32 protein-coding genes and 1 other annotated feature are annotated in these 25539 nt (G+C 40.1%); all 32 genes read left to right on the forward strand.

What is annotated here, in order from left to right:
• Position 1 precedes the first annotated feature (1 nt).
• The 32 genes from ACXKY9_RS00570 to rplX all read left to right on the forward strand — a co-directional run bounded on the left by ACXKY9_RS00570 (position 2) and on the right by rplX (position 25522).
• Positions 2 to 409, forward strand: a complete 408-nt coding sequence (locus ACXKY9_RS00570) for a Mini-ribonuclease 3 (RefSeq protein ID WP_000564261.1) — start codon at positions 2 to 4, stop codon at positions 407 to 409.
• Positions 406 to 1149 carry a 23S rRNA (guanosine(2251)-2'-O)-methyltransferase RlmB gene (gene rlmB / locus ACXKY9_RS00575; RefSeq protein ID WP_000200237.1) on the forward strand — a complete coding sequence of 248 codons (744 nt, stop codon included), beginning with the start codon at positions 406 to 408 and terminating at the stop codon, positions 1147 to 1149. Before ACXKY9_RS00570 ends, rlmB begins: the two co-directional genes overlap by 4 nt.
• A 3-nt stretch (positions 1150 to 1152) precedes the next feature.
• On the forward strand, positions 1153 to 1665 hold the full coding sequence (locus ACXKY9_RS00580) for an NYN domain-containing protein (RefSeq protein ID WP_000997886.1): 513 nt from the start codon (positions 1153 to 1155) through the stop codon (positions 1663 to 1665).
• A 67-nt stretch (positions 1666 to 1732) separates the two neighbouring features.
• A complete protein-coding gene (locus ACXKY9_RS00585) occupies positions 1733 to 2392 on the forward strand; it encodes an RNA polymerase factor sigma-70 (protein ID WP_000387193.1) in 660 nt (219 codons plus the stop codon).
• A 136-nt stretch (positions 2393 to 2528) separates the two neighbouring features.
• On the forward strand, positions 2529 to 2675 hold the full coding sequence (rpmG, locus tag ACXKY9_RS00590) for a 50S ribosomal protein L33 (RefSeq protein WP_014481927.1): 147 nt from the start codon (positions 2529 to 2531) through the stop codon (positions 2673 to 2675).
• Positions 2676 to 2707: 32 nt separating this feature from the next.
• On the forward strand, positions 2708 to 2887 hold the full coding sequence (gene secE, locus ACXKY9_RS00595) for a preprotein translocase subunit SecE (protein ID WP_001241323.1): 180 nt from the start codon (positions 2708 to 2710) through the stop codon (positions 2885 to 2887).
• A gap of 131 nt (positions 2888 to 3018) precedes the next feature.
• Complete coding sequence (nusG, locus tag ACXKY9_RS00600) at positions 3019 to 3552, forward strand: transcription termination/antitermination protein NusG (protein ID WP_000415794.1); 534 nt, start codon at positions 3019 to 3021, stop codon at positions 3550 to 3552.
• Positions 3553 to 3719: 167 nt separating this feature from the next.
• The gene (gene rplK / locus ACXKY9_RS00605; protein ID WP_001085872.1) at positions 3720 to 4145 is read left to right on the forward strand and encodes a 50S ribosomal protein L11; all 426 of its coding nucleotides are present in this window, start codon (positions 3720 to 3722) and stop codon (positions 4143 to 4145) included.
• A gap of 176 nt (positions 4146 to 4321) precedes the next feature.
• Entirely contained in the window at positions 4322 to 5014 is a 693-nt protein-coding gene (gene rplA, locus ACXKY9_RS00610) for a 50S ribosomal protein L1 (RefSeq protein ID WP_001987630.1), read from the forward strand.
• 49 nt (positions 5015 to 5063) lie between these two features.
• Positions 5064 to 5208 (forward strand) — a sequence feature (ribosomal protein L10 leader region).
• A gap of 39 nt (positions 5209 to 5247) precedes the next feature.
• A complete protein-coding gene (gene rplJ, locus ACXKY9_RS00615) occupies positions 5248 to 5748 on the forward strand; it encodes a 50S ribosomal protein L10 (protein ID WP_000048716.1) in 501 nt (166 codons plus the stop codon).
• A gap of 67 nt (positions 5749 to 5815) precedes the next feature.
• Positions 5816 to 6175, forward strand: a complete 360-nt coding sequence (gene rplL, locus ACXKY9_RS00620) for a 50S ribosomal protein L7/L12 (protein WP_000159736.1) — start codon at positions 5816 to 5818, stop codon at positions 6173 to 6175.
• Positions 6176 to 6251: 76 nt separating this feature from the next.
• Positions 6252 to 6851, forward strand: a complete 600-nt coding sequence (locus tag ACXKY9_RS00625; protein WP_000763262.1) for a class I SAM-dependent methyltransferase — start codon at positions 6252 to 6254, stop codon at positions 6849 to 6851.
• 291 nt (positions 6852 to 7142) lie between these two features.
• Positions 7143 to 10676, forward strand: coding sequence for a DNA-directed RNA polymerase subunit beta (rpoB, locus tag ACXKY9_RS00630; protein WP_000147553.1), 3534 nt, complete (start codon positions 7143 to 7145; stop codon positions 10674 to 10676).
• Between the two features lie 37 nt (positions 10677 to 10713).
• Positions 10714 to 14325, forward strand: a complete 3612-nt coding sequence (gene rpoC, locus ACXKY9_RS00635) for a DNA-directed RNA polymerase subunit beta' (protein ID WP_000567939.1) — start codon at positions 10714 to 10716, stop codon at positions 14323 to 14325.
• A gap of 113 nt (positions 14326 to 14438) precedes the next feature.
• Positions 14439 to 14687, forward strand: coding sequence for a 50S ribosomal protein L7ae-like protein (locus tag ACXKY9_RS00640; protein ID WP_000121837.1), 249 nt, complete (start codon positions 14439 to 14441; stop codon positions 14685 to 14687).
• Between the two features lie 114 nt (positions 14688 to 14801).
• Positions 14802 to 15224: a 30S ribosomal protein S12 gene (gene rpsL / locus ACXKY9_RS00645; protein ID WP_001142341.1), complete on the forward strand. Its 423-nt coding sequence runs from the start codon at positions 14802 to 14804 to the stop codon at positions 15222 to 15224.
• Positions 15225 to 15253: 29 nt separating this feature from the next.
• A complete protein-coding gene (gene rpsG, locus ACXKY9_RS00650) occupies positions 15254 to 15724 on the forward strand; it encodes a 30S ribosomal protein S7 (RefSeq protein WP_001137491.1) in 471 nt (156 codons plus the stop codon).
• A 208-nt stretch (positions 15725 to 15932) separates the two neighbouring features.
• Positions 15933 to 18011: an elongation factor G gene (gene fusA / locus ACXKY9_RS00655; protein ID WP_000090370.1), complete on the forward strand. Its 2079-nt coding sequence runs from the start codon at positions 15933 to 15935 to the stop codon at positions 18009 to 18011.
• A 117-nt stretch (positions 18012 to 18128) separates the two neighbouring features.
• Positions 18129 to 19316, forward strand: coding sequence for an elongation factor Tu (tuf, locus tag ACXKY9_RS00660; protein WP_001029614.1), 1188 nt, complete (start codon positions 18129 to 18131; stop codon positions 19314 to 19316).
• 399 nt (positions 19317 to 19715) lie between these two features.
• The gene (gene rpsJ / locus ACXKY9_RS00665) at positions 19716 to 20024 is read left to right on the forward strand and encodes a 30S ribosomal protein S10 (protein ID WP_001040596.1); all 309 of its coding nucleotides are present in this window, start codon (positions 19716 to 19718) and stop codon (positions 20022 to 20024) included.
• A gap of 34 nt (positions 20025 to 20058) precedes the next feature.
• Entirely contained in the window at positions 20059 to 20691 is a 633-nt protein-coding gene (gene rplC, locus ACXKY9_RS00670; protein WP_000160207.1) for a 50S ribosomal protein L3, read from the forward strand.
• 25 nt (positions 20692 to 20716) lie between these two features.
• The gene (gene rplD / locus ACXKY9_RS00675; protein ID WP_001127258.1) at positions 20717 to 21340 is read left to right on the forward strand and encodes a 50S ribosomal protein L4; all 624 of its coding nucleotides are present in this window, start codon (positions 20717 to 20719) and stop codon (positions 21338 to 21340) included.
• A complete protein-coding gene (gene rplW, locus ACXKY9_RS00680; RefSeq protein WP_001205558.1) occupies positions 21340 to 21630 on the forward strand; it encodes a 50S ribosomal protein L23 in 291 nt (96 codons plus the stop codon). The genes rplD and rplW overlap by 1 nt, the downstream gene beginning before the upstream one ends.
• A gap of 28 nt (positions 21631 to 21658) precedes the next feature.
• A complete protein-coding gene (gene rplB, locus ACXKY9_RS00685) occupies positions 21659 to 22489 on the forward strand; it encodes a 50S ribosomal protein L2 (RefSeq protein WP_000511583.1) in 831 nt (276 codons plus the stop codon).
• Between the two features lie 60 nt (positions 22490 to 22549).
• The gene (rpsS, locus tag ACXKY9_RS00690; protein WP_000124454.1) at positions 22550 to 22828 is read left to right on the forward strand and encodes a 30S ribosomal protein S19; all 279 of its coding nucleotides are present in this window, start codon (positions 22550 to 22552) and stop codon (positions 22826 to 22828) included.
• A gap of 17 nt (positions 22829 to 22845) precedes the next feature.
• Positions 22846 to 23187: a 50S ribosomal protein L22 gene (gene rplV / locus ACXKY9_RS00695; RefSeq protein WP_001148024.1), complete on the forward strand. Its 342-nt coding sequence runs from the start codon at positions 22846 to 22848 to the stop codon at positions 23185 to 23187.
• Positions 23188 to 23190: 3 nt separating this feature from the next.
• A complete protein-coding gene (rpsC, locus tag ACXKY9_RS00700) occupies positions 23191 to 23850 on the forward strand; it encodes a 30S ribosomal protein S3 (RefSeq protein WP_000529956.1) in 660 nt (219 codons plus the stop codon).
• Between the two features lies 1 nt (position 23851).
• Positions 23852 to 24286, forward strand: a complete 435-nt coding sequence (rplP, locus tag ACXKY9_RS00705) for a 50S ribosomal protein L16 (RefSeq protein WP_000928969.1) — start codon at positions 23852 to 23854, stop codon at positions 24284 to 24286.
• On the forward strand, positions 24276 to 24476 hold the full coding sequence (gene rpmC / locus ACXKY9_RS00710; RefSeq protein ID WP_000855718.1) for a 50S ribosomal protein L29: 201 nt from the start codon (positions 24276 to 24278) through the stop codon (positions 24474 to 24476). Before rplP ends, rpmC begins: the two co-directional genes overlap by 11 nt.
• Positions 24477 to 24496: 20 nt before the next feature.
• Entirely contained in the window at positions 24497 to 24760 is a 264-nt protein-coding gene (rpsQ, locus tag ACXKY9_RS00715; protein WP_000004106.1) for a 30S ribosomal protein S17, read from the forward strand.
• A gap of 43 nt (positions 24761 to 24803) precedes the next feature.
• Complete coding sequence (gene rplN / locus ACXKY9_RS00720; RefSeq protein ID WP_000615912.1) at positions 24804 to 25172, forward strand: 50S ribosomal protein L14; 369 nt, start codon at positions 24804 to 24806, stop codon at positions 25170 to 25172.
• Between the two features lie 38 nt (positions 25173 to 25210).
• Positions 25211 to 25522 (forward strand): 50S ribosomal protein L24, encoded by a 312-nt coding sequence (rplX, locus tag ACXKY9_RS00725; RefSeq protein WP_000558200.1) that lies wholly within the window; start codon positions 25211 to 25213, stop codon positions 25520 to 25522.
• The last annotated feature ends 17 nt before the right edge of the window (positions 25523 to 25539 follow it).

The raw sequence follows: 25539 nt of genomic DNA on the forward strand, positions 1-25539 counted from the left end.
GATGATTGATGCAAAGCAATTAAACAGCTTGGCGTTAGCGTATATGGGTGATGCGGTATATGAACAATATATCCGCTATCACCTCCTTCAAAAAGGAAAAGTTCGCCCTAATCAATTACATCGCTTAGGGACGAGCTTTGTTTCAGCAAAAGCACAGGCGAAAGTTGTTTATCATTTATTAGAGACGGCATTTTTGACAGAGGAAGAAGAGGCGGTATTAAGAAGAGGGCGTAATGCAAATTCAGGTACAGTTCCGAAAAATACGGATGTACAAACATATCGACATAGTACAGCCTTTGAAGCACTAATTGGTTATCATCATTTATTAAATAATCGTGAAAGATTAGACGAAATTGTATATAAGGCAATTGCAGTTTTAGAAGAAAAGGAAGGGGGCACATCATCATGACTAGTGAATATATTATCGGACGTAACCCTGTAATTGAAGCGTTAAGATCAGGGAGAGATATTAATAAAATTTGGATCGCAGAAGGTGCTGCCAAAGGACAAGTACAAATTGTACTAGCGTTAGCGAAAGAAAATAAGATTATTTTACAACATGCACCAAAGAAAAAGTTAGATCAATTAGTTGAGGGTAATCATCAAGGTGTAATTGCTCAAGTAGCTGCATATCAGTATGCAGAGTTAGAAGATTTATTCAAAGTGGCAGAAAAACGTAATGAAGATCCGTTCTTCTTGATTTTAGATGAGATTGAAGATCCGCATAATCTAGGTTCTATTATGCGTACTGCTGATGCAACAGGAGCTCATGGAATTATTATTCCGAAGAGAAGAGCTGTGGGACTTACCGCATCAGTTGCGAAAGCATCAACAGGAGCGATTGAATACATTCCTGTTGCGCGCGTAACAAACTTATCTCGTACAATTGATGAATTAAAAGAGCGTGGACTTTGGATTGCTGGTACAGATGCCAAAGGGAAAACGGATTACCGTAATTTAGATGGTACAATGCCGATTGGATTAGTAATTGGTAGTGAAGGAAAAGGTATGAGTCGTATTATTGGTGAAAAGTGTGATTTCTTAATCACTCTACCGATGGTTGGTAAAGTTACATCCTTAAATGCTTCAGTAGCCGCAAGTTTGTTAATGTATGAGGTATATCGTAAACGTCACGAAATTGGTAAATAAAAAATGAACGATATTTTAATCGTTGACGGCTACAACATTATCGGAGCTTGGGGAGATTTGAAGAAACTGCGGGATGTAGATTTACAATCATCAAGAGATGCGCTTATTGATAAGATGGCGGATTATCAAGGTTATACAGGCACAAAAGTGATGATAGTCTTTGATGCCTATACAGTCCATGGTATTGAAAAAAAGATGAAACAATCTCGTGTAGAAGTAATATTCACACGAAAGAATCAAACTGCAGACGAAAAGATAGAGCAACTTGCGATAGAGCTTAGAAATATAAATACACAAATATATGTTGCGACTTCTGATTATACAGAACAATGGGTTATATTTGGGCAAGGTGCCCTTCGAAAATCTGCGCGTGAATTAGAGTTGGAAGTACAAGCGATGGAACAACAAGTAAGAAGGCGTACAAAAGACACGAAAGAACAGCAGCCCGCCATGCGAAAGATATTTAGTAAGGATATTACAGAAAAATTAGAAAAATTAAGAAGAGGAGAGCGTTGAAGCATTGACGCTCTTTATCTTTTTACTGTATAATATTGCTAAATAAATAGCGGTCGGAGGGATCAAGGTGGAAGCAGGCTTCGTAAGTATAGGCGACGTTACATTTCGTGATTTAGAGGATGAGGCAATCGTTGAGTTAGTTCGAAAAGGTAATACTGACGCTCTAGAATATTTAATTCACAAGTATAAGAACTTTGTTCGTGCGAAATCAAGATCTTACTTTTTAGTGGGTGCCGATCGAGAAGACATTGTTCAAGAAGGTATGATAGGGTTGTTTAAAGCAATTCGTGATTATAAAGAGGACAAGCTGTCTTCATTCAAAGCATTTGCTGAACTATGTATCACTCGACAAATTATTACCGCTATTAAAACGGCAACAAGACAAAAACATATTCCTTTAAATTCGTATGTGTCTTTAGATAAGCCGATTTACGATGAGGAATCTGATCGAACGTTATTGGATGTTATTTCTGAAGCGAAGGTGACTGATCCTGAAGAGATGATCATTAGCCAGGAAGAATATACAGACATAGAATCAAAAATATCTGAATTATTAAGCGATTTAGAAAGGAAAGTGCTTTCTTTATATTTAGATGGTCGTTCTTATCAAGAGATTTCAGAACAGTTAAACAGGCATGTGAAATCTATTGATAACGCTTTACAAAGAGTAAAGAGGAAATTGGAACGATATATGGAAATGAGAGAAAGTACAACTTTAAATTCATAAGAAGTAACAAGTGCTGCAGGTGTAAAATAAATCACCTGTTTTCTTTTGTAGAGAGTACAAAATGCATGTCATTGACATTGTCTTTTATTGTATGATACATTTTTAGGGACATAATGTTACAAGGTTGGTGTAACTAATGAGGAAAAAAGTTGTACTCTCATGTGAAGAGTGTAAAAATCGAAACTACTCTACTATGAAAGATACGAGCTCAATAGAGCGACTTGAAATAAAAAAGTTTTGTAAAACATGCAATCAGCATACAGTTCACAAGGAAACAAAATAAATAATTGAAATAATACACTGGAGGTCCCGCAGATGCGTTTAACGAACTTTTTCGGCGATGTAGGTCGCGAAATGAAAAAAGTAAGTTGGCCTAAAAAAGATGAATTACTCCGCTCAACAGCGACTGTTGTTGCTACAGTTGTGTTCTTTGCGATTTTCTTCGCAGTAGTTGATATGGGCATTTCTTCTTTAATTCGGTTAATTCTTGGTTAATTCTTGAATAAGAAGCACTTATCCATGATATAATGTTATTTATAAGAACTGTGTAAAAGCCCGGTGAACGGGTTTTTTCATTTGCGCAAAAAAATGTACGTCAGGGAGGGAAGGACGCTCGTCCTAAATGAATGGAAAAAAGTTGGTATGTTGTCCATACTTATTCTGGATATGAAAATAAAGTAAAAGCAAACCTAGAGAAACGTGTAGAATCAATGGGTATGCAAGATAAAATTTTCCGTGTTGTTGTCCCGGAAGAAGTAGAAGTAGAAATGAAAAACGGAAAAGAAAAATTAATGAAAAGAAAAGTGTTCCCAGGTTATGTATTAGTAGAATTAATCATGACTGATGACTCTTGGTATGTTGTACGTAACACGCCGGGTGTAACTGGGTTCGTTGGTTCTTCTGGTTCTGGATCTAAACCATCACCTCTATTAGAAGAGGAAGTTGTTACCATTATGAAACATATGGGAATGGACAACGAAGTGGTTGATTTCGACTTTGAACTTCATGAGACAGTACGTGTAAATGAGGGGCCATTCGCAGATTATACAGGTGCTATTGAAGAAATTGATGTGGAGAAGAAAAAGGTTAGCGTGCTTGTGGATATGTTTGGTCGCGAGACTCCAGTTGAACTTGACTTCCATCAAATTGAAAAATTATAAAATGAAACTTGAAATGAATTGTAAAAAGTGATAATATCTTTTAAGTCAGTACGTCTTCGTTATCGGAGACGTTTTTTGAAAGATTTTATCCTTACAGATAAAATATGACGTGGGAGGGCAAATCACTGTCCAATTGACCACATCACGGACTTAAGGAGGTGTGTCTCGTGGCTAAAAAGGTAATTAAAATGGTAAAGCTTCAAATTCCTGCAGGTAAAGCTAACCCAGCTCCACCAGTTGGTCCAGCATTAGGACAAGCAGGTGTTAACATCATGGGCTTCTGTAAAGAGTTTAACGCTCGTACAGCAGATCAAGCTGGTCTTATCATCCCTGTTGAAATTACGGTATTTGAGGACCGTTCATTCACTTTCATTACTAAAACTCCTCCTGCTGCTGTTCTTCTTAAGAAAGTAGCTGGTATTGAGTCTGGTTCTGGTGAACCAAACCGTAATAAAGTGGCAACTGTTAAGCGTGATAAAGTACGCGAAATCGCTGAAACTAAAATGCCTGACCTAAACGCTGCTAGCGTAGAAGCTGCAATGCGTATGGTTGAAGGTACTGCACGCAGTATGGGCATCGTTATCGAAGACTAATTCGATTTGTTTTTAAAAAAGGTTGCGGGTCTGGAATTCCAATTCGCAACCTTTATTATCGTAAATGATTATCGTTTTTAAATAAATGGATGGCGCTCATCCTCAGGTTATACCTGAAAACAGGCGTAAACGTGGGAGGTTATTCCGCTAAAACCACATTCGAGGAGGAAATAAAAATGGCTAAAAGAGGTAAAAAGTACGTAGAAGCTGCAAAGCTTGTTGATCGTGCAGCTGCTTACTCTGCAACAGAAGCAGTAGAATTAGTAAAGAAAACAAACACAGCTAAATTTGATGCAACTGTAGAAGCTGCATTCCGTTTAGGTGTTGACCCTAAGAAAGCTGACCAACAAATCCGTGGTGCAGTTGTTCTTCCACACGGTACTGGTAAAGTACAACGTGTATTAGTATTTGCTAAAGGTGAAAAAGCTAAAGAAGCTGAAGCTGCTGGAGCTGACTTCGTAGGCGATACTGATTACATCGGTAAAATCCAACAAGGTTGGTTCGATTTCGATGTAGTAGTAGCAACTCCTGACATGATGGGTGAAGTTGGTAAACTTGGTCGCGTATTAGGACCTAAAGGTTTAATGCCAAACCCTAAAACTGGAACAGTTACTTTCGATGTAACTAAAGCTGTTAACGAAATCAAAGCTGGTAAAGTTGAATACCGCGTTGATAAAGCTGGTAACATCCACGTTCCAATCGGTAAAGTATCTTTCGAAGATGCTAAATTAGTAGAAAACTTCAAAACAATTGCTGACACTTTACAAAAAGTTAAGCCAGCTGCTGCAAAAGGTACTTACATGAAGAACGTAACAGTTGCTTCTACAATGGGACCTGGCGTACGTGTAGACGTTTCTACATTAGCGTAAATTTTGGAAGTTGACTTCATAAAGAAGTTTTAATATAATCATTTATGTTGTGAATTTAATTAGTGTACCGTAGACAGTAGGTGTCAATAGACTTAATTTCCTACCTAGGTGTTAATATACGAAGCGGAATCTTTTTTCTGTGACTATATGCCTCCATGTCTACAAGTTGGGCATGGAGGTTTTTAGTGCACTTTCGGTACATCTTCTATATAATCTACAGGAGGTGTAATAACATGAGCAAAGTAATCGAAACTAAACAACAAGTTGTAACTGAAATCGCGGACAAACTTCGCGCTAGTAAATCTACAATCGTTGTTGACTACCGTGGTTTAACAGTTTCTGAAGCAACAGAATTACGTAAGCAATTACGTGAAGCTGGCGTTGAGTTCAAAGTTTACAAAAACTCTCTAACTCGTCGTGCTGCAGAATCTGCTGAAATGGCTGAGTTAAATGAATTCTTAACAGGACCAAACGCAATCGCGTTCAGTAACGAGGATGTAGTTGCTCCTGCGAAAGTATTAAACGACTTCGCTAAAGATCATGAAGCTTTAGAAATTAAAGCGGGCGTAATCGAAGGTAAACTTGTAACACTTGATGAGGTTAAAGCAATCGCTACTCTTCCATCACGTGAAGGCTTACTTTCTATGCTTCTTAGCGTTCTTCAAGCTCCAATCCGTAACCTTGCACTTGCTACTAAAGCAGTTGCAGACCAAAAGGAAGAGCAAGGCGCTTAATTTTTTAAAAGATAATTACGTATTATCGATAAAACAATACAAACCTATTTAAGGGAGGATATTTACAATGACTAAAGAACAAATCATTGAAGCAGTTAAATCTATGACTGTATTAGAACTTAACGACTTAGTAAAAGCTATCGAGGAAGAATTCGGCGTAACTGCTGCTGCTCCTGTAGCTGTTGCTGGTGGCGCTGGAGAAGCTGCTGCTGAGAAAACTGAATTTGATGTGGAACTAACTAGCGCTGGTGCACAAAAAATCAAAGTTATCAAAGTTGTTCGTGAAATCACTGGTCTTGGCTTAAAAGAAGCTAAAGAATTAGTTGACAACACTCCAAAAGTAATCAAAGAAGCTGCTGCTAAAGAAGAAGCTGAAGAAATCAAAGCTAAACTTGAAGAAGTTGGCGCTGCTGTAGAAGTTAAGTAATTAACTTTTGATGCTTTAAAAAAAGCTCGCTCTCATGCGAGCTTTTTTTTTAACTGTAAAGAAAAGAGGTGGCCATATGGCAGACCATTATTTTTCTAACGACCCTTCTAGTAAAAGTGATCGTAAGCGATGGGAGTTTGCCCTTCGTGGATCTCGATTCACTTTCTTATCTGACCATGGGGTGTTCTCGAAAAACGAAGTGGACTTTGGTTCCCGTCTTTTAATTGAAGCGTTTCAAATGCCAGATATTAAAGGTGATATATTAGACGTAGGTTGCGGATACGGTCCTATTGGTTTGTCGTTAGCGAAAGAGTTTCAAGGTCGTGAAGTTCACATGGTGGATGTGAACGAGAGGGCACTTGGGCTTGCGAAAGAAAACGCCGCTAATAACAAAATCGAGAATATACGTATTTTTCAAAGTAGCGTCTATGAAAATGTAGATGGTAAGTATGCTGCTATTCTATCTAACCCTCCAATTCGTGCGGGTAAAGATATCGTACATGAGATTTTAGAAAAAGCTGTGGAGTATTTAGTTCCAGATGGAGAGCTTTGGATTGTTATTCAAAAGAAACAAGGTGCACCGTCTGCGCTAAAAAAACTAGAAGAAGTATTTTCTGAAGTTGAGGTTGTAGAAAAGAAAAAAGGATATTATATCATAAAATCAAAAAAACGTTGACGGTTATTTTTGGCTATGTTAACATTATACAATGCCAATATATGATTTTCTGCGTTGAGAAAGATGTATATTTTTGTTTCTCTTGGAAAAGATAGTAAAATCAGCAGATTATGAAACAGAATGATGGTTTTCTTATAGAAGCCATTTTTCTTTTTTGAGCAGGTAGAAAGACTCAACGTATTTATCTTTAAGAGAAAGAGACTACGCTAATAGCAGTAGTTGTATTTATTTGTGATTTTGCACAAATTTTTTTGTGCATTTATAATACTCATGATTTGAGGGGTGAAGCAGTTGACAGGTCAACTAGTTCAATACGGACGCCACCGCCAACGAAGAAGTTATGCCCGTATTAGTGAAGTATTAGAGTTACCAAATCTTATCGAAATTCAAACCTCTTCTTATCAGTGGTTTCTTGATGAGGGTTTGCGAGAAATGTTCCAAGACATTTCTCCGATTGAAGACTTTACGGGAAATCTATCGCTTGAATTTATCGACTACAGCTTAGGTGAACCTAAATACTCTGTAGACGAATGCAAAGAGCGTGATGTGACGTATGCAGCACCACTTCGTGTAAAAGTGCGTCTAATCAACAAGGAAACTGGTGAAGTAAAAGAACAAGATGTGTTCATGGGAGATTTCCCACTCATGACAGAGACTGGAACATTCGTAATTAACGGTGCAGAACGTGTTATCGTTTCCCAGTTAGTTCGCTCTCCAAGCGTATACTATAGTGGCAAAGTGGATAAAAACGGAAAACGTGGTTTTACTGCTACTGTAATTCCAAACCGCGGAGCTTGGTTAGAGTATGAGACAGATGCTAAGGATGTTGTATATGTGCGTATTGACCGTACGCGTAAACTTCCTGTAACTGTTTTGTTACGCGCATTAGGGTTTGGCTCTGATCAAGAAATCACCGAGCTTTTAGGTGATAACGAATACTTAAGCAACACATTAGAAAAAGACAACACAGATAGCACAGAAAAAGCATTGCTTGAAATTTATGAGCGTCTACGTCCTGGTGAACCACCAACAGTAGAAAATGCTAAGAGCTTACTTGTGTCTCGTTTCTTCGATCCAAAGCGCTACGATTTAGCAAATGTAGGTCGCTATAAGATCAACAAGAAGTTACACATTAAAAACAGATTGTTTAATCAACGTTTAGCTGAAACATTAGTGGATCCAGAAACTGGTGAAATTTTAGCGGCAGAAGGAACAATCTTAGATCGTCGTACACTTGATCGCATTTTACCTTACTTAGAGAAAAACATTGGATTCAAAACAGCGAAACCAATGGGTGGAGTGGTAGAAGGCGATGTTGAGCTGCAATCTATTAAGATTTATGCTCCTGAGTCGGAAGGCGAACGCGTAATTAATGTAATTGGTAATGCAAACATTACTCGTGATGTGAAACACATCACACCAGGTGATATCCTTGCTTCTATCAGTTACTTCTTCAACCTACTATACAAAGTAGGGGATACAGATGATATTGACCATTTAGGAAACCGTCGTCTGCGTTCTGTTGGAGAACTATTACAAAATCAATTCCGTATCGGTCTTTCTCGTATGGAACGTGTTGTTCGTGAGAGAATGTCGATCCAAGATACAAATGCGATTACACCACAGGCACTAATTAATATTCGTCCTGTTATTGCATCTATTAAAGAGTTCTTCGGAAGTTCTCAGTTATCTCAGTTTATGGACCAAACAAATCCATTAGCAGAGTTAACTCACAAACGAAGACTATCTGCATTAGGACCTGGTGGTTTAACGCGTGAGCGCGCAGGCTTTGAAGTGCGTGACGTTCATTACTCTCACTACGGTCGTATGTGTCCGATTGAAACACCAGAGGGACCAAACATCGGTTTGATTAACTCATTATCTTCGTTCGCGAAAGTAAATGAGTTTGGTTTCATTGAAACACCATACCGTCGTGTTGACCCAGAAACTGGTCTTGTAACAGGGCATGTTGATTACTTAACAGCAGATGAAGAAGATAATTATGTTGTAGCCCAAGCGAATATGAAATTATCTGACGAAGGTGAATTCCTAAGTGAAGATATCGTAGCTCGTTTCCGTGGTGAAAACATTGTCACAAATAGAGAACGCATCGACTACATGGATGTATCTCCAAAACAAGTAGTGTCGGCAGCGACAGCTTGTATTCCGTTCTTAGAAAACGATGACTCTAACCGCGCACTTATGGGAGCGAACATGCAACGTCAGGCGGTTCCGTTAATGAATCCGGAATCTCCGATTGTAGGTACAGGTATGGAGTACGTATCAGCAAAAGACTCAGGTGCTGCAGTAATCTGTAAACATCCTGGTGTTGTTGAGCGCGTAGAAGCACGTGAAGTTTGGGTACGTCGCTATGTAGAAGTTGACGGTCAAACAGTAAAAGGCGACTTAGATCGCTACAAAATGCAAAAATTCATTCGTTCTAACCAAGGAACTTGTTACAACCAACGTCCAATCGTAAGTGTTGGAAATGAAGTTGTAAAAGGTGAAATCCTTGCGGATGGTCCTTCTATGGAATTAGGTGAACTAGCACTTGGACGTAACGTGCTTGTTGGCTTCATGACTTGGGACGGTTATAACTACGAGGATGCGATCATCATGAGTGAGCGCCTTGTAAAAGATGATGTGTACACTTCTATTCATATTGAAGAATATGAATCAGAAGCTCGTGATACGAAACTTGGACCAGAAGAAATTACACGTGACATTCCAAACGTTGGGGAAGACGCATTACGTAACCTTGACGAGCGCGGTATCATTCGCGTTGGTGCTGAAGTAAAAGATGGAGATTTACTTGTTGGTAAAGTAACACCTAAAGGTGTAACAGAATTAACAGCTGAAGAACGTCTATTACATGCTATCTTTGGAGAAAAAGCGCGTGAAGTACGTGATACATCACTACGTGTACCACACGGTGGTGGCGGTATTATCTTAGACGTAAAAGTATTCAACCGTGAAGATGGCGATGAATTGCCACCAGGCGTGAATCAACTTGTACGTGCATATATCGTTCAAAAACGTAAAATTTCTGAAGGTGACAAGATGGCCGGACGTCACGGTAACAAAGGTGTTATTTCTCGTATTTTACCAGAAGAAGATATGCCTTACTTACCAGACGGTACGCCAATCGATATCATGTTAAACCCATTAGGGGTACCATCTCGTATGAATATCGGTCAGGTATTAGAGCTTCATCTTGGTATGGCAGCAAGATACCTTGGCATTCACATTGCAACACCAGTATTCGATGGTGCTCGTGAGGAAGATGTTTGGGGCACAATTGAAGAAGCTGGTATGGCAAATGACGCGAAAACAATCCTGTATGACGGACGTACTGGTGAACCATTCGATAACCGCGTATCTGTTGGTGTCATGTATATGATTAAACTTGCGCACATGGTTGACGATAAACTTCATGCTCGTTCTACTGGACCATACTCACTTGTAACGCAGCAACCTCTTGGAGGTAAAGCTCAGTTCGGTGGACAGCGTTTCGGTGAGATGGAGGTTTGGGCACTTGAAGCTTACGGTGCTGCTTATACTCTTCAAGAAATCTTAACAGTGAAGTCTGATGATGTTGTTGGACGTGTTAAGACTTATGAAGCAATTGTTAAAGGCGAAAATGTTCCAGAACCAGGCGTTCCTGAATCATTCAAAGTATTGATTAAAGAGCTGCAAAGTTTAGGTATGGACGTTAAAATGATGTCTAGCGACGATACAGAAATTGAAATGCGTGATACAGAAGATGACGATGATCATCAATCAGCAGATAAATTGAATGTCGAAGTTGAGACAACTAAGGAATAATTGGGATAACCTGTAGACTAAAAGGGAGGTAGGCCCCTTGATAGATGTAAATAACTTTGAATATATGAAGATTGGACTTGCTTCACCTGACAAGATTCGTTCTTGGTCATACGGTGAAGTTAAGAAACCAGAAACTATTAACTATCGTACGTTAAAGCCTGAAAAAGATGGCTTGTTCTGTGAGCGTATTTTCGGACCACAAAAGGACTGGGAATGTCATTGCGGAAAATACAAACGTGTACGTTATAAAGGTGTAGTTTGTGATCGATGTGGCGTTGAAGTAACGCGTGCAAAAGTACGTCGTGAACGTATGGGTCATATCGAATTAGCTGCTCCTGTATCTCATATTTGGTATTTCAAAGGTATCCCGAGCCGCATGGGACTTGTCTTAGACATGTCCCCTCGCGCGCTTGAAGAAGTAATTTATTTCGCTTCTTATGTTGTAACAGAAAGTGGAGATACACCACTTGATAAGAAGCAATTACTTTCTGAAAAAGAATACCGTGCATATCGTGATCGATATGGTAGCACATTCCAAGCTGCTATGGGTGCAGAAGCAATTAAAAAGCTACTACAAGACATCGATTTAGATAAAGAAGTAGACTTCTTAAAAGAAGAATTAAAAACAGCACAAGGACAACGCCGTACTCGTGCTATTAAACGTCTAGAAGTATTAGAAGCATTCCGTAACTCTGGAAATGAACCGTCTTGGATGATCTTAGATGTTCTACCAGTAATTCCGCCAGAACTACGCCCAATGGTACAGTTAGACGGTGGACGTTTTGCTACTTCTGACTTAAACGACTTATACCGTCGTGTAATTAACCGTAACAATCGTTTAAAACGTCTATTGGACTTAGGTGCACCAAGCATCATCGTTCAAAACGAAAAACGTATGTTACAAGAAGCTGTAGACGCATTAATCGATAATGGTCGTCGTGGCCGTCCAGTTACTGGACCAGGTAACCGTCCATTAAAATCACTATCTCACATGCTTAAAGGTAAACAAGGACGTTTCCGTCAAAACTTATTAGGTAAACGTGTTGACTACTCTGGTCGTTCTGTAATCGTTGTAGGACCGAACTTAAAGATGTATCAATGTGGATTACCAAAAGAAATGGCGCTTGAACTGTTCAAACCTTTCGTAATGAAAGAGTTAGTTGAAAAAGGATTAGCACATAACATTAAGAGTGCGAAACGTAAAATCGAGCGTGTACAACCTGAAGTTTGGGACGTTTTAGAGTCTGTGATTAAAGAACATCCAGTACTTCTAAACCGCGCACCAACACTTCACCGTCTTGGTATCCAGGCGTTTGAACCTACATTAGTAGAAGGTCGCGCAATCCGTCTTCACCCACTTGTATGTACTGCATACAACGCGGACTTTGACGGTGACCAAATGGCCGTTCACGTACCTTTATCATCAGAAGCTCAAGCTGAAGCTCGTCTTCTTATGTTAGCGGCACAAAACATCTTGAACCCGAAAGACGGTAAACCAGTTGTTACTCCATCTCAGGATATGGTATTAGGTAACTATTACTTAACACTTGAGCGTGAAGGTGCAATCGGTGAAGGTATGGTCTTCAAAGATGCAAACGAAGCATTGCTTGCATATCAAAATGGATATGTTCATCTTCATACACGTGTTGCAGTAGCTGCAAGTGCAGTAAACAACGCAACATTTACTGAAGAGCAAAAGAGTATGCTTCTATTAACAACAGTTGGTAAATTAATATTTAACGAAATCTTACCAGAGTCGTTCCCTTATATTAATGAACCAACAAATTCAAACCTTGAAAAAGAAACACCAGCGAAATATTTTGTTGAAAAAGGTGCGAACATTAAAGAAATTATTGCTAGTCGCGAAGAAGTGGCGCCATTTAGCAAGAAAATCCTTGGTAACATCATTGCGGAAGTATTCAAACGTTTCCAAATTACAGAAACGTCTCGCATGCTTGACCGTATGAAAAACTTAGGATTCAAGTACTCTACAAAAGCTGGTATTACAGTTGGGGTATCTGACATTCTTGTATTAGGCGAAAAAGATGAAATTCTCCACGAAGCACAAGCAAAAGTAGATAATGTAATTAAACAATTCCGTCGCGGTTTAATCACGGAAGAAGAACGTTACGATCGCGTTATCTCTATTTGGAGTAATGCAAAAGATGTTATCCAAGGAAAACTGATGAAATCCTTGAATAAACGCAACCCAATCTTCATGATGAGTGACTCAGGTGCCCGTGGTAACGCATCTAACTTTACTCAGCTTGCTGGTATGCGTGGTCTTATGGCCAATCCATCTGGTCGTATCATCGAACTTCCAATCAAATCGAGTTTCCGTGAAGGTTTAACAGTACTTGAGTACTTCATCTCTACGCACGGTGCGCGTAAAGGTCTTGCTGATACAGCACTTAAAACTGCCGATTCTGGTTACTTAACACGTCGTCTTGTTGACGTTGCACAAGATGTAATCGTTCGTGAAGATGATTGTGGAACAGATCGCGGTTTATTAATCGGTGCGATTAAAGAGGGTAATGAAGTTATCGAGTCATTATATGATCGTCTTGTTGGACGTTTTGCAAGAAAAACTGTAAAACATCCTGAAACAGGTGAAGTATTAGTTGCTGAAAATCAATTAATTACTGAAGATATCGCTCATATCGTTGAAAATTCGGGTGTTGAAACTGTAAACATTCGTTCAGCGTTTACGTGTAACACTCGCCACGGTGTATGTAAGAAGTGTTACGGTCGTAACTTAGCAACTGGAACAGACGTAGAAGTAGGAGAAGCGGTAGGTATTATCGCAGCTCAATCTATCGGTGAGCCAGGTACACAGTTAACGATGCGTACATTCCATACAGGTGGGGTTGCCGGAGATGATATCACTCAAGGTTTACCTCGTATCCAAGAGATCTTCGAAGCTCGTAATCCGAAAGGTCAGGCAGTTATCAGTGAAATCGACGGTGTTATCGCAGCGATCAACGACGTTAAAGATCGCCAAGAAGTAGTTGTACAGGGTGAAGTTGAAGCTCGTACGTATGCTATTCCTTACGGTGCTCGTCTGAAAGTAACTCCAGGACAGCCAATTAGCCACGGTAAAGAGTTAACAGAAGGTTCTATTGATCCGAAAGAATTACTAAAAGTAACGGACATTACGGCGGTTCAAGAATACTTATTACGTGAAGTTCAAAAAGTATACCGTATGCAAGGGGTAGAAATTGGTGACAAACACGTAGAAGTAATGGTACGTCAAATGTTACGTAAAGTTCGTGTAAGTGATGCAGGTGAAACAGATGTATTACCAGGAACATTACTAGATATCCATCAGTTCACTGATGCGAATGCTAAGGTCTTACTGCAAGGTAAGCAACCAGCAACAGCTAGACCTGTTCTACTTGGTATTACAAAAGCTTCACTTGAAACAGATTCATTCTTATCTGCAGCATCGTTCCAAGAAACAACTCGTGTCTTAACTGATGCAGCAATTAAGGGTAAACGCGATGAACTTCTAGGATTAAAAGAAAATGTTATTATCGGTAAACTTGTTCCTGCTGGAACAGGTATGAATCGTTATCGCAAAGTGGATCTTGTAAAAACAACACAAGATGACATGAATGTAGAAAACGATGAGGTTTATGTGGAACAGTAAAATTTTCCGGCATAAATTTTGTATAAAAACAATTAATCTTAGTTGACATTGTATGAGTCAAAATGTTACTATAATCAAGGTTGCTCCTGAACGATGCTTTGGAGGATATTTATATGTCTTATCAAAAAGTATCAACTGCTGAAAATGTAGTCGTTGGTCATAAACGCACATTGGAGGCAATCAAAAATGGTACAGTTAAAGAAGTTGTCATCGCAGAGGATGCTGACATGCGGTTAACCCATGCTATCATTCGTGTTGCAATGCAATATAACGTGCCCATAACAAAAGTTGAATCAGTTCGTAAGCTTGGTAAAGCTTCGGGGATTCAAGTGGGAGCTTCAGCAATAGGAATAATAAGTTAAAACTGTTTTTGTGAGGAGAGAGCATTTGCTCTTCCTTGCAAAAACTTTGTTTTCAACTAATAATGAACCACCTGGATATGTGGTCATACAAACATGCGAAGGGAGGATAATCAAATGCCTACTATTAACCAATTAGTGAGAAATGGTCGTACTGATAAAGTATGGAAATCTAAATCACCTGCGTTAAACAAAGGTTTTAACTCTTTAAAGAAAAAATCAACTGATATCTCTGCACCTCAAAAACGTGGTGTATGTACTCGTGTTGGTACAATGACTCCAAAGAAACCTAACTCAGCGTTACGTAAATACGCTCGTGTACGTTTAACAAACGGTATCGAGGTTACAGCTTACATCCCAGGTATCGGTCATAACCTACAAGAGCATAGCGTAGTATTAATTCGCGGTGGTCGTGTAAAGGATTTACCGGGGGTACGTTACCACATCGTTCGTGGTGCGCTTGACACAGCTGGTGTTGACAAACGTATGCAAGGACGTTCTAAATATGGTACTAAGAGACCAAAACCTGCTAAAAAATAATAACTTTAAAATGAAAGGAGGAACTCAATATGCCTCGTAAAGGACCTGTTGCGAAACGTGACGTGTTACCAGATCCAATGTACAATTCGAAGCTAGTAACACGCCTTATCAACAAAATGATGGTTGACGGTAAAAAAGGTAAATCTCAAACAATTCTTTATAATGCGTTCGATATCGTAAACGAACGTACTGGTAAAGAGCCAATGGAAGTATTCGAGCAAGCTCTTAAGAACATCATGCCTGTTCTTGAAGTACGCGCTCGTCGTGTTGGTGGTGCTAACTACCAAGTTCCAGTTGAGGTTCGTCCAGAACGCCGTACAACTTTAGGTCTTCGTTGGTTAGTAAACTACGCTCGTCTTCGTGGTGAAAAAACTATGGAAGAGCGTCTTGCTAACGAAATCTTAGATGCAGCTAACAACGCTGGTGCATCTGTTAAGAAACGTGAAGACACTCATAAAATGGCAGAAGCTAACAAAGCATTTGCTCATTACCGTTGGTAGGATTCAACGTAAAATAAATGTAAGCATAAACCGCTTTATTTGTCGCTTATGGAAGTGTGGAGAGGGAGAATGCCTCTCCCTTTCATCGGGCGCTCGTTTTACATAATGAGAGTACTGGACATACTGACATGTGTAACAATATAAAGTGGCTTTTTTGCTACTTAAAATAAAAAAATCCAATCCATATATGGAAGGAGCAAGACACCAAATGGCAAGAGAGTTCTCTTTAGAAAACACTCGTAATATTGGTATCATGGCTCACATCGATGCTGGTAAAACAACAGCAACTGAGCGTATTCTGTACTACACAGGACGTATTCATAAAATCGGTGAAACTCACGAAGGTGCATCTCAGATGGACTGGATGGAGCAAGAGCAAGAGCGTGGTATCACAATTACTTCTGCTGCAACTACAGCACAATGGAAAGGTCATCGTGTAAACATCATTGATACTCCAGGACACGTAGATTTCACAGTAGAAGTAGAACGTTCTTTACGCGTACTTGATGGCGCTGTAGCAGTACTTGATGCGCAATCTGGTGTAGAACCACAAACAGAAACTGTTTGGCGTCAGGCTACTACTTACGGCGTACCTCGTATCGTATTCGTTAACAAAATGGATAAGATCGGTGCAGATTTCTTATACTCTGTAGGAACAATCCACGATCGTTTACAAGCAAACGCACATCCAATTCAGTTACCAATCGGTGCTGAAGATGAGTTCAATGGTATCATTGACCTTGTTGAAGAGTGTGCTTACATGTACGGTAACGATTTAGGAACAGACATTCAACGTGTTGAAATTCCTGAAGAGCACAAAGAATTAGCTGAAGAATACCGTGGAAAACTTATTGAAGCGGTAGCTGAGCTTGATGAAGAAATGATGATGAAGTACCTAGAAGGTGAAGAAATCACTGTAGAAGAGCTTAAAGCTGGTATCCGTAAGGCTACAACTTCTGTAGAATTCTTCCCAGTAATCTGTGGTTCTGCATTCAAAAACAAAGGTGTTCAAATTCTGTTAGACGCAGTTATCGACTACCTTCCATCTCCACTAGATGTACCTGCTATTAAAGGTACTCTACCGGATACAGATGAAGAAGTAGAACGTAAGTCTAGCGATGAAGAACCATTCGCAGCTTTAGCATTCAAAATCATGACTGACCCTTATGTTGGTAAGTTAACGTTCTTCCGTGTGTACTCTGGTGTGTTAAACTCTGGATCATACGTGAAAAACTCAACTAAAGGTAAGCGTGAGCGTGTAGGTCGTATCCTACAAATGCACGCTAACAGCCGTGAAGAGATTTCAACAGTTTACGCTGGTGATATCGCTGCTGCTGTAGGTTTAAAAGATACTACTACTGGTGATACTCTTTGTGACGAGAAGAGCCTTGTTATCCTTGAGTCTATGGAATTCCCAGAGCCAGTTATCTCTGTAGCTATCGAACCAAAATCTAAAGCTGACCAAGATAAAATGGGTACAGCATTATCTAAGCTTTCTGAAGAAGATCCAACATTCCGTGCTCACACTGACCAAGAAACTGGCCAAACTATCATCGCTGGTATGGGTGAACTTCACCTTGATATCATCGTTGACCGTATGCGTCGTGAATTCAAAGTGGAAGCAAACGTTGGTGCTCCTCAGGTAGCATACCGTGAGACTTTCCGCGCTGCTGCGAAAGTTGAAGGTAAGTTCGCTCGTCAATCTGGTGGTCGTGGACAATTCGGTCACGTTTGGATTGAGTTTGAACCTAACGAAGAAGGTAAAGGATTCGAATTCGAAAACAAGATCGTCGGTGGTGTAGTTCCTCGTGAATACATCCCAGCTGTTGGAGCAGGTCTTGAAGATGCACTTAAAAATGGTGTACTAGCTGGTTATCCACTAGTTGACATTAAAGCTGCATTAGTTGACGGATCTTACCATGATGTCGATTCATCTGAGATGGCGTTCAAAATCGCTGCATCTATGGCACTTAAAGCTGCGGTTTCTAAATGTAGCCCAGTAATTCTTGAGCCAATGATGAAAGTTGAAGTTGTAATTCCTGAAGAGTACATGGGTGACATTATGGGTGACGTAACATCTCGTCGTGGACGTGTAGAAGGTATGGAAGCTCGCGGTAACGCACAAGTTGTTCGCGCTATGGTTCCACTTTCTGAAATGTTCGGTTATGCAACGTCATTACGTTCTAACACTCAAGGACGCGGAACATTCTCTATGGTGTTTGACCACTATGAAGAAGTACCAAAGTCTGTTTCTGAAGAAATTATCAAAAAAAATAAAGGTGAATAATTGATTTTTATCGATTGTTCAAGTATAACTACTTATGTAAGCTTAGAAAGTGGGACGTAAGTTTCACTTTCTAGTCTAAATATAAAATAACCTATATAAACTAAGGAGGAATTTAGAATGGCTAAAGCTAAATTCGAACGTTCTAAACCCCATGTTAACATCGGTACAATCGGCCACGTTGACCATGGTAAAACTACATTAACTGCTGCGATCACTACAGTTCTTGCAAAAGCTGGTGGTGCTGAAGCACGCGGATACGATCAAATCGATGCTGCTCCAGAAGAAAGAGAGCGCGGTATCACAATCTCAACTGCACACGTTGAGTACGAAACTGAAACTCGTCACTATGCACACGTTGACTGCCCAGGTCACGCTGACTATGTTAAAAACATGATCACTGGTGCTGCTCAAATGGACGGCGGTATCTTAGTAGTATCTGCTGCTGATGGCCCAATGCCTCAAACACGTGAGCACATCCTTCTTTCTCGTCAAGTAGGTGTTCCTTACATCGTTGTATTCTTAAACAAATGCGACATGGTAGATGACGAAGAATTATTAGAATTAGTAGAAATGGAAGTTCGCGACCTATTATCTGAATACGGATTCCCAGGCGACGACATTCCTGTAATCAAAGGTTCTGCTCTTAAAGCTCTTCAAGGAGAAGCTGATTGGGAAGCAAAAATCATTGAATTAATGGCTGAAGTTGATGCTTACATCCCAACTCCAGAACGTGAAACTGACAAACCATTCTTAATGCCTGTAGAGGACGTATTCTCTATCACAGGTCGTGGTACAGTTGCTACTGGTCGTGTTGAGCGCGGTATCGTTAAAGTTGGTGACGTAGTAGAAATCATCGGTCTTGCTGAAGAAAATGCTTCTACAACTGTAACTGGTGTAGAGATGTTCCGTAAACTTCTTGACCAAGCTCAAGCTGGAGACAACATCGGTGCTTTACTTCGTGGGGTTGCTCGTGAAGACATCCAACGTGGACAAGTACTTGCAAAAAGCGGTTCTGTAAAAGCTCACGCTAAATTCAAAGCTGAAGTTTTCGTATTATCTAAAGAAGAAGGTGGACGTCACACTCCATTCTTCGCTAACTACCGTCCTCAGTTCTACTTCCGTACAACTGACGTAACTGGTATCATCCAATTACCAGAAGGTACTGAAATGGTAATGCCTGGTGACAACATCGAAATGACTATCGAACTTATCGCTCCAATCGCTATCGAAGAGGGAACTAAATTCTCTATTCGTGAAGGTGGACGTACAGTAGGTTACGGTGTAGTTGCTACTATCGTTGAGTAATCTTAACTGATATAAAAAAACCTAAGGGATTTTCCCTTAGGTTTTTTGTTTGCGTTTATATAAGGGATAAGAGAGTGTTTTTTTGTTTTGACGAGTTTCTTCTATAGTAATATAAAAACAATAAAAGATAATCCAGAAACTGTAAAATGAATTCTGTTAGATGAAAACTTGAAATTCTTTAAAGTGCCATGTATAATAGCAAAAGTAGAGAAAAGCAGATGCAAACAAAAAGATGCTTGCATCTAGACGAATAACATTGTATAATAGACAATGTTGGTCTTTGACTGCGATGAAGTGGAAGGTTGCTGACACACCCGGCCGCTTTGCCATGGCATGGTGTGGGGAAATTTCCATGGAGAAGGTCTATTTTAGAAATAGGCGAACGAAGGAGGGAAAATAATGGCAAAAGAAAAAATTCGTATCCGTTTAAAAGCTTACGATCACCGTATTCTTGATCAGTCAGCTGAGAAAATTGTAGAAACAGCTAAGCGTTCTGGGGCAACAGTTTCTGGTCCGATCCCATTACCAACTGAAAAAACTGTTTACACAATTCTTCGTGCTGTTCATAAGTACAAAGATTCTCGTGAGCAATTCGAAATGCGCACGCACAAACGTCTAATCGACATCGTGAGTCCTACTCCACAAACAGTAGATTCATTAATGCGTTTAGACTTACCATCTGGTGTAGATATCGAAATCAAACTATAATTTATATAACTTAAAAATGTAGGAGGTGTAACTCATGACCAAAGGAATCTTAGGAAGAAAGATCGGTATGACTCAAGTATTTGCTGAGAACGGTGAGTTAATCCCAGTAACAGTTATCGCTGCTAATCCAAACGTTGTTCTTCAAAAGAAAACAACTGAAACTGATGGCTACAATGCAATTCAGTTAGGATTTGAAGATAAACGTGAAAAGTTAACTAACAAACCTGAACAAGGCCACACTGCTAAAGCATCTACAACTCCTAAGCGCTTCATTCGCGAAATCCGCGATGCAGACGTGGACGGATTAGAGGTTGGTCAAGAGGTAAAAGTTGACGTATTCGCTACAGGTGAAATCGTTGATGTAACAGGAATTTCTAAAGGTAAAGGTTTCCAAGGTGTTATCAAACGCCACGGACAATCTCGCGGACCTATGTCTCATGGTTCTCGCTATCACCGTCGTCCAGGTTCAATGGGCCCAGTTGCTCCGAACCGTGTATTCAAAGGCAAAAAACTTGCTGGACGTATGGGTGGAGACCAAGTTACTATCCAAAACTTAGAAATCGTTCAAGTTGACACTGAGCGCAACTTATTACTAGTAAAAGGTAACGTTCCAGGTGCTAAGAAATCTCTTGTAGTTGTTCAAGGCGCTGTGAAGGTTAGCAAATAATTCACAATAGGAAGGAGGAATTCCAATGCCAAAAGTTACTGTATATAACCAAACTGGTTCACAGGTTGGTGAAATCGAATTAGCTGAAGCTATTTTCGGTATCGAACCAAATGAAGCTGTACTTTTCGAAGCTGTAATGATGCAACGTGCATCTTTACGTCAAGGTACACACAAAGTAAAAACTCGCTCTGAAGTTCGCGGTGGTGGTCGTAAACCATGGCGTCAAAAAGGAACTGGACGTGCTCGTCAAGGGTCTATCCGCTCTCCTCAATGGCGTGGTGGTGGTACGGTATTCGGACCTACACCAAGAAGCTATGCGTACAAACTTCCTAAGAAAGTTCGTCGTTTAGCAATCAAATCTGCATTAGCTACTAAAGTAGTTGAGAACAACATTGTAGTTCTTGAAGACCTAGTGTTAAATGCACCAAAAACAAAAGATATGCTAGCAGTACTTAAAGGATTAACTGTTGAGAAGAAAGCTCTTATCGTAACTGCTGATGCAAACGAATCTGTAGAGTTATCTGCTCGCAATATCCCTGGAGTAACAGTAATCACTGCTGATGGCGTAAACGTTTTAGACGTGCTTCATCATGATAAGCTAATCATGACAAAAGCGGCAGTGGAAAAAGTAGAGGAGGTGCTTGCATAATGAGAGATCCTCGTGATATCATTAAGCGCCCAGTTATCACTGAACGTTCTATGGAAATGATGGCTGAAAAAAAATACACGTTCGATGTGGACGTTAAATCTAATAAAACAGAAGTTAAAGATGCTCTTGAAGCGATCTTTGGTGTTAAAGTAGAAAAAGTGAACATCATGAACTACAAGCCGAAAGCAAAACGCGTTGGTCGTCACGCTGGTTTTACTAGCCGTCGTCGTAAAGCAATCGTTAAGCTAACTGCTGACAGCAAAGAAATCGAAATCTTCCAAGGCGTTTAATTCTTACTAAAGAAGGAGGGAAATTGAGATGGGAATCAAAAAGTATAATCCAACTACTAACGGTCGTCGTAATATGACTACGAATGATTTCGCTGAAATCACGACTGATAGACCCGAAAAGTCATTACTTGCTCCTTTAAGCAAGAAGGCTGGTCGTAATAACCAAGGTAAAATCACTGTACGTCATCAAGGTGGCGGACATAAGCGTCAATACCGTATCATCGACTTTAAGCGTAACAAAGATGGAATTCCAGGACGCGTTGCTACGATCGAATACGATCCAAACCGCTCTGCGAATATCGCATTAATTAACTACGTTGACGGTGAAAAACGTTACATTCTTGCTCCTAAATCTTTAGAAGTAGGTATGGAAGTTATGTCTGGCCCAGAAGCTGACATTAAAATCGGTAACGCATTACCATTAATCAACATTCCAGTAGGTACTGTTGTTCATAACATCGAGCTTAAGCCTGGTCGTGGCGGACAATTAGTTCGTTCTGCTGGTACATCTGCTCAAGTACTTGGTAAAGAAGGTAAATACGTACTTGTACGTTTAACTTCTGGTGAAGTACGTCTTGTATTATCTGCTTGTCGCGCTTCAATCGGTCAAGTAGGTAACGAACAACACGAACTTATCAAAATCGGTAAAGCAGGTCGCTCTCGCTGGTTAGGTAAACGCCCAACAGTTCGTGGTTCTGTAATGAACCCGGTTGATCACCCACACGGTGGTGGTGAAGGACGTTCTCCAATCGGACGTAAGTCTCCAATGTCTCCATGGGGTAAACCAACTCTTGGATTCAAGACTCGTAAGAAAAACAAAGCGTCTGACAAATTCATCGTTCGTCGTCGTAAAAAATAATGGGATTGTAGTACGGTTCATTTCTAGAACCGTACGCCAATCACGAAGGGAGGCACCAAAATGGCTCGTAGCTTAAAAAAAGGACCATTTGTCGATGATCACTTAATGAGCAAAATGGAAAAATTAGTTGCATCTGAGCAAAAACAAGTTGTTAAAACTTGGTCTCGCCGTTCAACAATCTTCCCTCAGTTCATCGGACACACAATCGCTGTATATGATGGTCGTAAACACGTACCTGTGTACATCACTGAGGATATGGTTGGCCATAAGTTAGGTGAATTCGCACCAACTCGTACGTACAAAGGTCACCTTGCTGACGATAAGAAAACTAGAAGATAATGAGAGGAGGCACTTCAATGCAAGCTAAAGCAGTAGCGAGAACAGTTCGTATTGCTCCTCGTAAAGTTCGTTTAGTAGTAGACTTAATCCGAGGTAAGCAAGTGGGTGAAGCGATTGCTATCCTTAACCACACACCAAAAACTGCTTCTCCAGTTGTAGAAAAAGTTTTAAAATCTGCAATCGCAAATGCAGAGCACAATTATGAGATGGACATTAACAACCTAGTTGTTGAAAAAGTTTTCGTTGACGAAGGTCCAACGTTAAAACGTTTCCGTCCACGTGCAATGGGTCGTGCAAGCCAAATTAACAAACGCACAAGCCACATCACAGTTGTGGTATCAGAAAAGAAGGAGGGATAATCGATGGGTCAAAAGGTTAATCCAATTGGTCTTCGTGTCGGCGTTATCCGTGACTGGGAATCTCGTTGGTTCGCTGAGAAAGATTACGCTACATTATTACATGAAGACATCAAAATCCGTGAGTACATTAATGTACGCTTAAAAGATTCTGCTGTTGCTAAAGTAGAAATCGAACGTGCAGCAAATCGTGTAAATGTTACAATTCACACTGCAAAACCTGGTATGGTAATTGGTAAAGGTGGTACTGAAGTTGAAGCACTTCGTAAAGCTCTTAACCAATTAACAGGCAAGCGTGTACACATCAACATTTTAGAAGTTAAGAGAGCTGATCTTAACGCTAAATTAGTAGGCGAAAACATCGCTCGTCAATTAGAAAACCGTGTATCATTCCGTCGTGCACAAAAGCAAGTTATTCAACGTGCTATGCGTGCAGGTGCTAAAGGTATTAAAACACAGGTTTCTGGTCGTCTTGGCGGAGCTGATATCGCTCGTGCAGAATCTTACAGTGAAGGAACTGTTCCACTTCATACACTTCGCGCTGATATTGACTATGCAGCAGTTGAAGCTGATACAACATACGGTAAATTAGGCGTAAAAGTATGGATCTACCGTGGAGAAGTCCTTCCTACAAAAAAGAAAGCTTCTGAGGAAGGAGGAAAATAATATGTTAATGCCAAAACGCGTAAAATATCGTAGAGAGCATCGTGGTAAAATGCGTGGTCGTGCTAAAGGTGGAACTGAAATTGCTTTCGGTGAATTCGGTTTACAAGCACAAGCTGCTTCATGGATTACAAACCGTCAAATCGAAGCTGCTCGTCGTGCAATGACTCGTTACATGAAACGTGGCGGTAAAGTATGGATTAAAATTTTCCCTTCTAAACCTTACACTGCAAAACCTCTAGAAGTACGTATGGGTTCCGGTAAAGGGGCACCAGAAGGCTGGGTAGCAGTAGTAAAACCTGGGAAAATTATGTTTGAAATCGCGGGTGTATCTGAAGAGGTAGCACGCGAAGCATTACGTCTTGCAGCTCACAAGTTACCTGTGAAATGTAAATTCGTAAAACGTGAAGAAAATGGTGGTGAATCTAATGAAAACTAATGATATTCGTGAATTAACCACTGCCGAAATCGAAACAAAAGTTAAAGCTTTAAAGGAAGAGTTGTTTAATCTTCGCTTCCAACTTGCTACAGGACAATTAGAGAATCCAACTCGCATTCGTGAAGTGCGTAAAGCAATTGCTCGTATGAAAACTGTAGTTCGTGAAAGAGAGATCGGAATTAATCGATAAATTGAGGGGAGGTTTGCATAGTGAGCGAACGTAACCAACGCAAAGTTTATACTGGTCGTGTAGTGTCTGACAAAATGGACAAAACGATTACAGTTTTAGTTGAAACTTACAAAACTCATTCCTTGTACGGAAAACGTGTTAAGTATTCTAAGAAGTACAAAGCCCATGATGAGCAAAACCAAGCGAAACTTGGCGATATCGTTAAAATCATGGAAACTCGCCCGCTTTCTGCTACTAAGCGTTTCCGTTTAGTTGAAATCGTTGAAGAAGCGGTTATTATCTAAATAGACGAATCGGAATTTTTAGTCCGAAGGGAGGTTTCATAACATGATCCAACAAGAATCTCGTTTGAAAGTTGCTGACAACTCTGGTGCACGTGAACTTTTAACAATTAAAGTATTAGGCGGCTCTGGTCGTAAATATGCTAACATTGGTGACATTATCGTTGCTACGGTAAAACAAGCAACACCAGGTGGCGTTGTTAAAAAAGGTGACGTTGTTAAAGCAGTAGTGGTACGTACGAAGAGCGGAGCTCGTCGTCCGGACGGTTCTTACATCAAATTTGATGAAAACGCAGCGGTTATCATTAAAGACGATAAGAGCCCACGTGGTACTCGTATCTTCGGACCAGTAGCTCGTGAATTACGTGATAGCAACTTCATGAAGATCGTTTCTTTAGCTCCAGAAGTTCTATAATTTAAGGTATTGCCTTGCTAAGGAGGTGCAGAATTAAGATGCATGTAAAAAAAGGTGATAAAGTACAGGTAATCACTGGTAAAGACAAAGGAAAACAAGGCGTTATCCTTGTGGCTTTCCCAAAGCAAAACCGTGTTATCGTTGAGGGTGTCAATATCGTTAAGAAGCACTCTAAGCCATCTCAATTAAATCCACAAGGTGGAATTATTACTAAAGAAGCACCTATTCACGTTTCTAACGTTATGATTTTAGATCCGAAAACAGGTGAACCTACTCGTGTAGGCTTCAAAGTAGAAGATGGTAAAAAAGTTCGTATTGCAAAAAAATCTGGTGAATTATTAGATAAATAATTTTCTTAAGAAAGGAG

It is taken from the genome of Bacillus sp. 2175 (assembly GCF_057812155.1).